This is a genomic window from Pseudomonas sp. MG-9, assembly GCF_018729515.1.
GTDB classification, from domain to species: domain Bacteria; phylum Pseudomonadota; class Gammaproteobacteria; order Pseudomonadales; family Pseudomonadaceae; genus Aquipseudomonas; species Aquipseudomonas serboccidentalis.
Window position 1 is genome coordinate 349,384 of sequence record NZ_JAHHZH010000004.1, and the last position, 12,320, is coordinate 361,703.

At 61.6% G+C, this 12,320-nt stretch carries 9 protein-coding genes and 1 pseudogene; 1 reads left to right on the top strand and 9 read right to left on the bottom strand.

The features are described from left to right. Nucleotides 1-6: 6 nt before the first annotated feature. Genes KKQ10_RS12505 through KKQ10_RS12515 form a run of 3 tightly spaced genes read right to left on the bottom strand, consistent with a single transcriptional unit; the run spans nucleotide 7 to nucleotide 1,773 of the window. Nucleotides 7-282 carry a phosphopantetheine-binding protein gene (locus KKQ10_RS12505; RefSeq protein WP_127648661.1) on the bottom strand — a complete coding sequence of 92 codons (276 nt, stop codon included), beginning with the start codon at nucleotides 280-282 and terminating at the stop codon, nucleotides 7-9. Continuing rightward, on the bottom strand, nucleotides 266-1,072 hold the full coding sequence (locus KKQ10_RS12510) for a lysophospholipid acyltransferase family protein (protein ID WP_215501269.1): 807 nt from the start codon (nucleotides 1,070-1,072) through the stop codon (nucleotides 266-268). The genes KKQ10_RS12505 and KKQ10_RS12510 overlap by 17 nt, the downstream gene beginning before the upstream one ends. Continuing rightward, nucleotides 1,048-1,773, bottom strand: a complete 726-nt coding sequence (locus tag KKQ10_RS12515) for a beta-ketoacyl synthase chain length factor (protein WP_127648663.1) — start codon at nucleotides 1,771-1,773, stop codon at nucleotides 1,048-1,050. Before KKQ10_RS12515 ends, KKQ10_RS12510 begins: the two co-directional genes overlap by 25 nt. Before the next feature lie 377 nt (nucleotides 1,774-2,150). On the opposite strand from KKQ10_RS12515, the gene KKQ10_RS12520 reads away from it, so the two are divergent. Next, nucleotides 2,151-2,921 carry a ParA family protein gene (locus KKQ10_RS12520; protein ID WP_127648664.1) on the top strand — a complete coding sequence of 257 codons (771 nt, stop codon included), beginning with the start codon at nucleotides 2,151-2,153 and terminating at the stop codon, nucleotides 2,919-2,921. A gap of 129 nt (nucleotides 2,922-3,050) precedes the next feature. Here KKQ10_RS12520 and trxC read toward each other — a convergent pair whose 3' ends face one another. From trxC to KKQ10_RS28745, 6 genes and pseudogenes are all read right to left on the bottom strand, one after another. Continuing rightward, nucleotides 3,051-3,485 (bottom strand): thioredoxin TrxC, encoded by a 435-nt coding sequence (trxC, locus tag KKQ10_RS12525; RefSeq protein ID WP_127648665.1) that lies wholly within the window; start codon nucleotides 3,483-3,485, stop codon nucleotides 3,051-3,053. 79 nt (nucleotides 3,486-3,564) lie between these two features. Continuing rightward, nucleotides 3,565-5,028: a protein adenylyltransferase SelO gene (gene selO / locus KKQ10_RS12530; protein WP_215501270.1), complete on the bottom strand. Its 1,464-nt coding sequence runs from the start codon at nucleotides 5,026-5,028 to the stop codon at nucleotides 3,565-3,567. A 48-nt stretch (nucleotides 5,029-5,076) separates the two neighbouring features. Next, nucleotides 5,077-8,430 carry a mechanosensitive channel MscK gene (gene mscK / locus KKQ10_RS12535; protein ID WP_215501271.1) on the bottom strand — a complete coding sequence of 1,118 codons (3,354 nt, stop codon included), beginning with the start codon at nucleotides 8,428-8,430 and terminating at the stop codon, nucleotides 5,077-5,079. 34 nt (nucleotides 8,431-8,464) lie between these two features. Further along, on the bottom strand, nucleotides 8,465-10,207 hold the full coding sequence (locus KKQ10_RS12540; RefSeq protein WP_127648668.1) for a potassium/proton antiporter: 1,743 nt from the start codon (nucleotides 10,205-10,207) through the stop codon (nucleotides 8,465-8,467). Nucleotides 10,208-10,510: 303 nt separating this feature from the next. Further along, nucleotides 10,511-11,383, bottom strand: coding sequence for a methyl-accepting chemotaxis protein (locus KKQ10_RS28740; RefSeq protein WP_425518811.1), 873 nt, complete (start codon nucleotides 11,381-11,383; stop codon nucleotides 10,511-10,513). A 30-nt stretch (nucleotides 11,384-11,413) separates the two neighbouring features. Then, nucleotides 11,414-12,136: pseudogene (locus KKQ10_RS28745) on the bottom strand (MCP four helix bundle domain-containing protein); the annotation flags it as partial. Nucleotides 12,137-12,320 lie beyond the last annotated feature (184 nt).

Here is a 12,320-nt window from a genome sequence, read left to right on the forward strand (position 1 = left end):
CCGGTCTCAAGCTGCCTGTTTTGCCGTGACGAACGCCGCAAGGCTCGCCACGTTGGTGAAGTGGTTACGGGTGTCTTTGGCGTCGGCGTCGATCTTGATGCCGTATTTTTTCTGGATGGCCAGACCCAGTTCCAGCGCGTCGACAGAATCCAGGCCCAGGCCTTCGCCGAACAGCGTCTGCTCGTCGCCGATATCGTCGACGCTGATGTCTTCGAGGCCCAGGGCATCGATGATCAGCAGTTTGATGTCGCGCACCAGGCCAGGGTTATTCAGATCGCTCATCTTCGGCGAGCTCCTTAATGAAGTAAGAGTGCAAATAATCGTTGAGCTTGCGCGAGGCCTGCGGAGCCGGACCTTGCGTTGCGTAAGTCTGTGGGTCTATATCGGCCCCGACACGAAAACTGAAGTGCACGCGGCGGTGAGGGATCCGATACCAGGGTTCGGCCTTGGTCAGGGTGGTCGGGTTGACCTTGATGACCACCGGGGTAACGATTTTCGCACCGCGCAGGGCAATCGCCGCGGCCCCCCGATGAAAGGCCGGTGCCCGCCCCGGCCGGGTGCGGGTACCCTCGGGGAAAATGATCAGGGTCTGGCCGTTTTGCAGGGATTGGGCGGCAGCGTCGAGCATGTCCATGCTGCCGTCATTGCTGATGTATTCGGTGCTGCGCAGCGGGCCACGGGTGAAAGGGTTTTCCCACAGGGTTTTCTTCACCACGCAGTTGGCCTGGCGCACCAGACCGATCAGGAACACCACATCGATCAGCGACGGGTGGTTGGCGATGATCATCTGCCCGGGGCGGCCCAGGCGTTCGGCCCCTTGAATGTCGTAGGTCAGCACGCCGCTCCGGGCCATGAATCGCACAAAAAACCAGAACAGCCGACTGACGGTCTGCCGCGCGCGCTGACGATGTTTCAACGCATCCCCGGGCAGGCAACCGAGCAGCGGAAACACCAGCAGGCGCAGGCACAGCCCGCCCAGCCCGAACAGCGCAAAACTTGCGGCGGTGGCCAGCAGGCGCCAGTAGTAGGCGTCGCGGTTTTTCTCGGTCACGGGTTGCGTTGCCAGGTCCATACACGATTTTTCCAGGCATGTTGGCAATGGGTTTGCTGACCGAGCAGGGTTCGCAACAGATTCAGCGCATGCGGCCAGTGCGCTTTGGACAGTGCTTCGGGGCCGCTGTTCAGGGTCAGCCGCCAGTCGGTACCCGGGGTGAGCAGCAGGCCGACCGCATAGGGGAAGGGCACATCGTCGATCCACTGTGAGTAAGCCTGCGGTGGCTGTTCTTCGGTGATCACCAGCAGCACCGCCGGAGCGCCTTCGTCGAGCAGGGCCGCGGCTTCGAGCATGCCGTGCTCCAGACCATCGCCGGCTGCCGCGAGGGCCGTCATTTCGCTGGTTTCGCCGCGCATGATCGACCACAGGCCGATAATGGCGTTGTGCACCGACAGGCTGAACTGGGTCGGTGATAACGGCTCGTCCTTGGCCAGGTCACTGAGGATTTCAAAGGTGCGCGGGGTTTCGCCGTGCCGCGAAACAAACACCAGCGGCAGGTTCTCCCGTCCGTCGGCCAGCGGCCAGCCGACACTGAACGCCATCCGCGCCAGGCGGCTGAGGCGCCGGCGCTGCATGGCCGGCAGGAACGACACATCGGGCGCGGCATCGCTGCTCTGGAGCACGACCGGTTGTCGGCTCCAGGCCTGCCAGGCGTCCACGCTGTCGAGCCCCGGGGCCCACGCGCGCCATTGGGCGATGTTGAAGTTGATCACGGACATTTATCCCGCCCCTGCGGGCTTGTATTGACGCGTTGAGTCGCCAAAGCCGCAGCCGGGCTGTGCTGACGTTACCGGACGCGGCGTGGCGCCTGACGTTCGGGTGGCGCGCATTATCCCGGTGCGATGAGTGTGTAGCAAATGCTGGTTACATTTTGCGCAGTTAAATGTACCGGTTGGTTCGTGGAAAAAATGTTAATCGGCCATTGTCCAGATTGGCGGAAGTTTGTCTGTCGGGCATCTCGGCGATTACTGGCAGTTTTTGCCCCGTTGCCATGGGGATATTTGCACCTGACCTTGTAGTCCGTGTCCATGAAGGTAGCGAAGCCAACCCGCACGCATCTACACTCGGTCATTCTTTGATACACGGAGGTTTTGTCATGCGGCGCGTGGTGTTCAATCAGAAAGGTGGCGTGGGCAAATCCAGCATTGCCTGCAATCTGGCGGCGGTCAGTGCCAGCGAGGGCTATCGCACGCTGTTGGTGGATCTCGATGCCCAGGCCAATTCCACTCAGTATCTGACGGGGCTCACCGGGAATGACATACCGATGGGCATCGCCGACTTCTTCAAGCAGACCCTGTCTTCAGGGCCGTTTTCGAAGAAAAACCAGGCCGACATCTACGAAACCCCGTTCGACAACCTGCACATCATCACCGCGACCGCCGAACTGGCCGATCTGCAGCCCAAGCTTGAGGCCAAGCACAAGATCAACAAGCTGCGTAAGTTGCTGGACGAGTTGTCGGAAGATTACGACCGGATCTACCTCGACACCCCGCCGGCCCTGAATTTTTATGCGGTGTCGGCACTGATTGCCGCCGATCGTGTGCTGATTCCCTTCGATTGCGACAGCTTCTCGCGGCAGGCGCTGTACGGGCTGCTGGCGGAGATCGAAGAGTTGAAGGAAGACCACAACGAAGGTCTGGAAGTCGAAGGCATCGTGGTCAACCAGTTCCAGGCCCGGGCCAGCCTGCCGCAGCAGATGCTCGATGAGTTGATTGCTGAAGGCTTGCCGGTGCTGCCGGTGTATCTGAGCAGTTCGGTGCGCATGCGTGAGTCGCACCAGGCCAGCACGCCGCTGATCCACCTCGACCCCCGGCACAAGCTGACGCAGCAATTCGTCGAGCTGCATAACTTGCTCGAAGACGCCTGATACCGCGAATTGCACAGTTCCAATTGTAGGAGTGAGCCTGCTCGCGATGAGTCCGTCACATTCAACATCTCTGTTGATTGCAACGACGCCATCGCGAGCAGGCTCACTCCTACAGGGGCTTGTGGTGTTTCAGATGCCCTGGCTACGCAGCCACGCCATCAACTGTGGCAACGGAAACGCCCCGCTCTGGCGCGCCACTTCCCGCCCATTCCTGAACAAAATCAGGCTCGGTATCGAACGAATCCCCAACTGCGCCGACAACTGCTGATTGGCCTCGCTATCGAGCTTGGCCAGTCGGCATTTGCCCGCCAGTTGCGCCGCCGCCTGCTCGAACACCGGCGCAAACGACTTGCACGGCCCGCACCAGTCCGCCCACACGTCCACCAACAGCGGCAGATCACCCTTGATCTGGCTGGCGTAGTCGCCTTGCTTGAGGTCGAACGGCTTGCTCAACAGCACGTCGGATTTGCAGCGCCCGCATTTAGGCTGGTCCGCGAGGCGCTCGGCCGGGATGCGGTTGAGGCCGTTGCAGGAAGGGCAGGGGATAAGGAGTGGGCTGGTCATGTTCGGCTCGTTGAGTTCAGCGGTTCGTACAACTTATCTGGTGCCGTACGAACTGTTTATCAAGATGAGGCGCTGGCACTCACGACGAACAACTAATTTCCAAATGCTTGCCCCACTCCGGCGGCCGCTCGGCATAACCCTCCATCCCCGGTTGCTCGTCGAACGGCTTGCTCAGCACCGCATGCAGCCGGCGTACCTCTGAGTAATCGCCTTGCTCAGCCGCATCGATGGCTTTTTGCGCCAGATAATTGCGCAGGATGTACAACGGATTGACCGCATGCATCCGCGTGCGGCGCTGTGCCTGATCAGCGTCGCCATCACGGGCAACCCGGGCGACGTAGCGTTCGCCCCAGGCATCAAAGCCCTTCATGTCGACAAAATCGTCGCGCAAACGGGCGACGGCCTGCTCGGCGGAATCTTCACCGAGGCGACGGAAGAACAACGTGTAATCAACGCCACTGTTCTGCATCAGTTGCAGCAGGTTTTCCACCAGTTGCTGGTCATCCTCTTCGGCTGTGGTGAGACCGAGGCGACGGCGCATCAGGTCGAGGTAGTGCGCCTGGAACAGTGGCAGGTACAAACCGAGGGTTTCGCGCAGGGCTTCGACGCTGATGAACGGCGTCAGGGCCTGGGCCAGGGCGCTGAGGTTCCACTGGCCGATCGGCACCTGATTGCTGAACGAGTAACGGCCCTGATCATCAGAGTGGTTGCAGATGAAATTGGCGTCGAAATCGTCAAGGAAGGCGAACGGGCCGAAGTCGAAGGTGATGCCGAGGATCGACATGTTGTCGGTGTTCATCACCCCGTGGCAGAAGCCGTAGGCCTGCCACTTGGCGATCAGTTCGGCATTGCGCTCGACGATTTCGCGGAACATTGCCAGATGCGGTTCCGGTTGTTCCAGACACTCGGGGAAATGCATCGCCAGCACGTGCTCGCCGAGCTGCTTCTGCTGCTCGGGACGCTTGGTGTAGTAGAAATATTCGAAGTGGCCGAAGCGGATATGGCTCGGCGCCAGGCGCAGCACCATCGCCGCGCGTTCCTGCTTTTCGCGCCACACCGGGGTGTCGGAGCCGATCACGCAGGCTGCCCGTGAAGACGGGATGTTCAGTGCGTGCAGCGCTTCGGAAGCGAGGAACTCACGGATCGATGAGCGCAACACCGCGCGGCCATCACCCATGCGCGAAAACGGCGTCTGCCCGGCGCCCTTGAGGTGCAGGTCCCAGTGCTCGCCAGCGTTGTTGTAGACCTCGCCCAGCAACAGGCCTCGACCGTCGCCCAGTTGCGGTGTGTACCCGCCGAACTGGTGCCCGGAATAGACCATCGCCCGAGGCTCGGCATCGGCCCACAGCTTGTGGCCGCCGAACAGTTCGGCAAACTCCTGGGTTTGCGCGGTTGCCAGGTCGAGATCGAGCAGGGCCAGCGCCGCCGGGCTGGCGACGACCAGACGCGGGTTGTCGATCGGCTCGGGCAGCACATGGGCGCAGAACGCATCGCCCAGGCGGGCGAAGCGATTGTCGAAGGTCAGTTCGTCGAGGGCTTTCAAGGGCCGGCTCCAGCAGAATGTCCGAGCATTCTGCTGGGATTAGACCGGTTAGTCGAGTTTGGCGGGCGGCGGCTCTTGCAGCGGCTTTTGCTCCGCGCCGATCGGGACGATGGTTTTGGTTTCCGCTTCAACCGGCACCAACTTGTATTCCTGACCGTGGAGGTTCTTCAGGTAGACCTCCATCTGGCGGAACGAGATGTTGATGTGCTGCTTCTTGAATTCGCGGTTGATGAAGCGGTTCACTTCGTCGATCACCGGGTTACGGTCACCGAGGTCACGTACGTGCATGCGCAATTCGTGATCGAGGGTGCTTTCGCCGAAGTTGAGGAAGTACACGTGCGGCTCGGGTTCCTTGAGCACGCGCGGGTTTTCCCGGGCGGCCTTGAGCAGCAGTTCCTTGACCAGATCCAGGTCGGAGCCGTAATCCACGCCGAGTTTCAGCGTGACCCGGGTGATGGTGTCGGTCAGCGACCAGTTGATCAGTTGCCCGGTGATGAACGTCTTGTTCGGAACAATGATGTCCTTGCGGTCGAAGTCGGTAATGGTCGTGGCGCGGATGCGGATCTTGCTCACGGTGCCCGACAGGTTGCCGATGGTGATGGTGTCGCCGATCCGCACCGGGCGCTCGAACAGGATCATGATGCCGGAGATGAAGTTCGCGAAGATCTCCTGCATACCGAAACCGAGGCCGACCGACAGCGCCGCCACCAGCCATTGCAACTTGTCCCAGCTCACGCCGAGGGTCGACAGGGTGGAGACGAAGCCGACGCCGGCGATCACGTAGGACAGCAGCGTCGTGGTCGCGTAGGCACTGCCCTGGGCCAGGTTGAGTTTTGACAGCACGAACACTTCGAGCAGACCCGGCAGGTTGCGCGCCAGGGCGAAGGTGATACCGATGATGATCAGCGCACCGAGCATGTCGCCGATGCTGATCGGCACCATGCTCATGTTGGCGCCGGTGCCGCTGGTGTATTCGTAGAGGGTGATGTTGTCGAGGTACGAGAACACCGAAATCAGGTCAGCCCAGACCCAGTACAGCGCGGCGATGAAGCCGCCGAGCAGCGCCAGACGGATCAGACGCAGCGACTGTTCGTTGACCTTTTCGATGTCCAGCGTCGGCTCTTCGATCACCGCTTCGCCGTCGCCGGCCTCTTTGGCGGCCTGACGCTTGGCCAGGGCGCGCTGGTAGGCCAGACGTCGTGCGGCGACCGCCAGACCACGGACGAACGTGGCTTCGATCACCAGCCAGAACATCAGCAGGTACAGGGTGTTGATCAATCGGTCGCTGAGTTTCAGCGCGGTGTAGTAATAGCCGAAGCACACCGCGACGAACAGGGCGATCGGCAGCACGGTGAACATCACGCCGACGGCCTTGCGGAACAGCGAAGTGTTTTCGTGGGCCGGGCTGCTGATCAGCAGACGGCTGAGCAACCACGCCATCAGCGCGTAGCAGGTCAGCACCACCGGCATGCCGAGCACGTCGTCGGCCAGCGCCGCCGGTTGCAGTTCGGCGACGGCTACCACAGTCACCAGCGCCATCACCACCAGCCCGAGGCGCCGGATCCAGCCCTGGAGGAACTCGACCTGCGGCTTGTCCCAGCGGAAGTGCAACTCGGCCACGCCGCCCGGCGAGAGAATCCGGTAAGCGGTGTAGAACACCAGCCACGCCTGCCCCATTTGCAGCAGCGCCGCGCCCATGTTGGCGTTCTGTCCGCGGGCGTCGATCTGCAAGGCCAGACCGCACAGCGCCAGGCCAAGAGCGACCGGCATCGCCAGCAGAATGTTGATCAGGATCGCCTGCGGCGTGTGCCACTGGCTGTCACGCTTGAAGTGACCGATGTCCTGGTGAACCTTGTTCAACCGCGCATACAACGCCTTGCGCCGCCACAGCAGGGCGCCGATCAGCAAGGCCAGCGGCAGGAACAACAGCGGACGCTGGGTCAGGCCGTCGGTCAGCTCGCTCAGGCTCGAAGCCAGCGGCAGGGTGTCGATCTGGCGTTTGAGCCGTTCCGGCACGCCGCGTATCCATTCCATGTCCAGCGGCTTGTTGCTGGGAATCCAGAACATCTGCTCGTCGAGGGTCGCGCGCAGGCTTTGCGCGGTACTCAGCAGTTGTTTCTGGTTGAGTTGCAGGGTGATCGATTCGTTGAGCACCGCGCTCAGTTCGCGGTTCAGACGCTCCAGCAGGTCGGCGCGGGTGTTGGCCAGTTCCATCAGGCTCTTGCGCAGTTGCGGGGTGACTTGCTCGGGCGGTTGGGTGGAGAGCAGGTTGTCGACGTAGGTTGCCGGATTGCTCAGCAGTTCGCGCTGCTGGCTGACTTCGAACTGATACAGGCGAATGTCGGCGATCTGGTCCGCCAGATCCCGGTCGACCTTGAGTCGCGGCAACGCCTGCTTCTGCTTATAGAGAATCTTCGACAGCAGCAGGCTGCCCTTGAGCACGTTGATCTGCTCGTCAAGGGCCGAGTCGCTTTGCGTCAGGCTGTCGAGCTGCTGTTTGGTCTGCAGGTTCTGCTGGGTGACTTCGTTGAGGCGGTCGGTGCTTTTGAGCAGATAGTCGGAGAGCTTGAGGTTGGCCGAACTTTCGGTGGCGAGCAGGCTGCTGCCGCCGGCCTTTTGTGCCTCGATCGATTGTTGGGTAACGGTTTCCTGAGACTGCGCCAGACGCTTCTGGTTGATCAGCGTCTGCAGTTCCTGAATCTCGCGGTCGAGGCGGTCGGACTTCTCCGAGAGCAGGTCATGCTGACTGTTGCCCAGATCCTGCAACTGGCTGTTGCCGGCCAACTCCTGACGGCGCAGCGGGATCAGCGCGTTCAGCGCGGCGAGCTCGGCGTTCAACTGATCGCGCTGCTCGGCACTGACTGTCTTGCCCGCGTCCTTGCCGGACTTGAGGATGTTGTTGATCTGCTGAATGCGCGTCTGGCTGCTGGAAATCTCCGCCTGAGCGCGCTCGGGGCGGGTCTGGGCGGTGATGATCAGGCTGTTGGCATCGGCCAGGGCTTTTTGCAGATCGCTTTGCTGGGTCGAGCGATCAGTGAGGATCTGCTCCAGTTGCTGGATCGACTCTTTGGGGAAACGCTGCGCCACCGGTACCACCGCTGTGGCCTTGAGGCGCGTCAGTTCGCGGGTGTTCTCGATGGTCTGCCGCGGTGCGGTCGCCAGTTGCTGCTTGAGGTCGATCAGCTTCTGGTCGTAATCACGCCGGCTGTTGAGCTGATTGAGCGTGGTTTGCAGGACCGTTTGCAGGGCCTTTTTATCGGCATCCGGCAGTTTGCTGTCGGCGAGTTTGTCCAGGCTGGCCTGCACGGCTTCGCTGGACGGCGGTTCGGCGGCGTACAGCGGGCCGACGGAAAGACTCAGGCCCAGCAGGGCCGCGAAAAAGAAGGAGCGCAGGGTAGGCATAGAGACCGGTCAAGCAAGTGAGAGTGGACGCAGTTTAGAGGAAGAGACCGGGACCCGGGCGACTTCCTTCGGGGAATCTGACGCCCACTTTGCCGATCTTGTTCCCGTCCATGACCGCGACCGTCCAGTGGGTGTTGTTCCACTCCACCTGGTCGCCAACGATCGGTGCACCACCGACCTTGTGGGCAATGAACGCGCCCAGGGTCATGTCCGGATCAATGCCCTCGGCCGGCAACCCGTAAAGCGCTGCAACCGCTTTAAGCTGGGCGTCTCCTTCGAGCACAAAGTCGCCGAAGAAACGCAGATCCAGGCCACGTTGCGGCGCTTGGCTGAACAGTTTGCCGAGGGCGGGAAGGTTGTGTTCATGGCCGATCACACACAGCAAATCATCGACTTCCAGCACCGTACTACCCGACGGATGGAGCAGTTGCTGACCACGAAACAGGGCAGCGATGCGCGTGCCTTCGGGCATTTTCAGTTCACGCAGGGGCGAGCCGATGCACCATTTCTCGGCGCCGAGCTTGTAAACGAACAGTTCCCACTCGCTGGTGACGTGCACTTCCAGCGCGGAACGGGAGATCGGTGCAGGCTCCGGCGGTACCGTCACCTTCAACAGTTTGGCGACCCACGGCAGGCTCGTGCCCTGCACCAGCAGCGACACCAGCACGATGAAGAACGCGAGATTGAAGTACAGCTGCGCATCCGGCAGCCCGGCCATCAACGGGAACACCGCCAGAATGATCGGGACCGCGCCGCGCAGGCCGACCCAGGAAATAAACGCTTTCTCGCGGCCATGGAACGCCTTGAACGGCAGCAGGCCGACCAGTACCGACAACGGCCGGGCGAACAGAATCATCCACAGCGCCAGGCCGAGGGCGGGCAGGGCGATGGGCAGCAAATCATGTGGGGTGACCAGCAGCCCTAGCACGAGGAACATGCCGATCTGCGCCAGCCACGCCATGCCGTCGAGCATGTGCAGAATGCCGTGGCGGCTGCGCACCGGGCGGTTGCCGATCACCAGACCGCACAGGTACACCGCGAGGAAACCGCTGCCGTGCAAGGCGTTGGTCAGGGCGAACACCACCAGGCCGCCGGCGATCACCAGAATCGGGTACAGGCCGGTGGCAAGGTTGATCCGGTTGACCAGTTGCAGCATCAGCCAGCCGCCACCCAGACCGATCACGCCACCGATGCCGAACTCGCGGATCAGGTGGGTCAACAGGCTCCAGTGCAGGCCGGTCTGGCCGCTGGCGAGCATGTCGATCAGGGTCACGGTGAGAAACACCGCCATTGGGTCGTTGCTACCGGATTCGATTTCCAGGCTGGCGGTCACCCGTTCGTTGAGGCCCTTGCCGCCGAGCAGCGAGAACACCGCCGCCGCATCGGTGGAGCCGACGATGGCGCCGATCAGCAGGCCCTGGATCAGGTTCAGGTCGAACAGCCACGCGGCGGCCATGCCGGTCAGCCCGGTGGTGATCAACACCCCGACCGTCGCCAGCGACAGCGCCGGCCACAAGGCCACGCGGAAACTCGAGACCCGGGTACGCAAGCCACCGTCGAGCAGGATCACCGCGAGCGCGAGGTTGCCGACCAGATAGGCCGTCGGGTAGTTATCGAAAATGATCCCGCCGCCATCGACCCCGGCGGTCATGCCGACCGCGAGAATGATCACCAGAATGGGGATGCCGAGACGGGAAGAGAGTGAGCTGACGAGAATGCTCGCACCTACCAGCAACGCGCCGATCAAGAACAGGCTGTTGATGGTCGTCGCATTCAAAGGCAGTACTCCAGAAGCGTAAAGACGGGCACAAACTGACCATGCAGTCTGCGTGCCAGCGATTCTAACCTGTTGAAATGTGATGCTGTCAAAAAGCTTTTTACAGCGTGATCACACAGGCGGTGCGGCATGTGATGCCTGTGGCGAGGGAGCTTGCTCCCGCTGAGGTGCGCAGCGCCCCCAAAAATCAGACGCTACGGTTTTCTCAGAGCAGACGCAGTGGCTGGATTGCGACTGCTGCGCAGCCGAGCGGGAGCAAGCTCCCTCGCCACAGAGAGTTCATTTACTTCAAGGTAAATGTTGTTACAGGCTGAAGCGCCCAACCATGTTGTTCAGGTCCAGCGCCAGACGCGACAGCTCATTGCTCGCCGCACTGGTCTGATTCGCGCCGGTAGCCGACTGCACCGACAGGTCGCGGATGTTCACCAGGTTGCGATCCACTTCGCGGGCCACTTGGGCCTGCTCTTCGGCGGCGCTGGCGATCACCAGGTTGCGTTCGTTGATTTCGACGATCGCGGTGTTGATGGTGTCCAGCGACAGGCCGGCGCCACGGGCGATGTTCAGGGTCGATTCGGCGCGTTCGGTGCTGTTGCGCATCGAATCCACGGCGTGTTCGGTGCCGCTCTGGATGCTGCCGATCATGCGTTCGATCTCGCTGGTCGACTGCTGGGTGCGATGGGCCAGCGCACGGACCTCATCCGCCACCACAGCAAAACCACGCCCGGCTTCGCCGGCACGGGCTGCCTCGATGGCCGCGTTCAAGGCCAGCAGGTTGGTCTGATCCGCCAGACCACGAATCACGTCCAGCACCTTGCCGATGTCACGGGATTCATTCGCCAGATCACCGATCAGGTTTGCGGTGCTCTGCACGTCGGCGCTCATGCGTTCGATGGCGCTGACGGTTTCCTGCACCAGGTCACGACCGTCGCCGGCTGAGGTGGTGGCGTTCTTCGAGGCTTCCGAAGTGCTCACGGCATTGCGTGCGACTTCTTCCACAGCGCTGGTCATTTCGTTGACCGCGGTGGCGGCCTGTTCGATTTCGTTGTTCTGCTGGGTCAGGCCACGGGCGCTTTCGTCGGTGACGCTGTTCAGCTCTTCGGCAGCGGAAGCCAGTTGGGTGGCGGAACCGGAGATGCGTTGCAAGGTGTCGCGCAGCTTCGATTGCATCTTGGCCATGGCGGCCAGCAGGCGCCCGGCTTCGTCGCTGCCATCAACGTGGATCGGCTGGGTCAGGTTGCCTTCGGCAATGGTTTCCGCCGCGTCCAGCGCTTTGGAAATCGGCTTGGTGATGCTGATGGTCAGCAGCCAGGCGAACAGCAACGTCAGACCGGTGGCGACGACCAGCAGGGTGACCACCAGATTGAACGCCGAAGCATATTGCTCGGCGGCCTGCTGGTTGGTTTCGCTGATCTGCTGACCGTTGATCTGCATCAGACGGTTGAGCACGGTGTTCATCGCTTCGGAGTTGTTCAACAGATCGGTGTTGAGCAGATTGCGCAACTCGTCCACCTGATTGTTGCGCGACAGGCTCTTCATCCGGTCTTCGATCTGGCGATACTGGCCCAGCAACTGCACGTATTGATCGTAGGCGGCGCGTTCTTCCGGGCTGCCGATCAGCGGCTCGTAGGCAGTCTGGGCGGCGCGGATCTGCTGGTTGCGCGTCTCCAGCAGCTCGATGGTCTTCTGCTGCACGTCCGTTTCGCGGTTGACCAGCAAGCGGTATGACAGCACCCGCTGGCGCAGGGTCAGTTGAGTGAACTCGTCGAGGTTCTTGATGCTCGGCACGCTGTTGGCGGTGATATCCTCGGCCGCGCCGCGGATTTTGCTCATCTGGTTCAGGGCGAACACGCCGAGAATCAGCATCAGGCCGCCGATCAGGGCGAAGCCGGTAAACGCCCTGGGGGCGATATTCATATTGCGAAGGGACATGGCGCGGGTACCAAGGAAAGGGCCGCATCCATGCGGGCTGAGACTGCTGTATGGATGACTTATCGGTCATGCGACTAAAGTCTTGAGGCGGTGTGCGTATTTGTCGCATACGGCCCTTGGCGACGAAGTGCAGGAACCAGATCGGCAGATCACAGTCTTTTAAACTCGCGAGAACGGTCGGCCA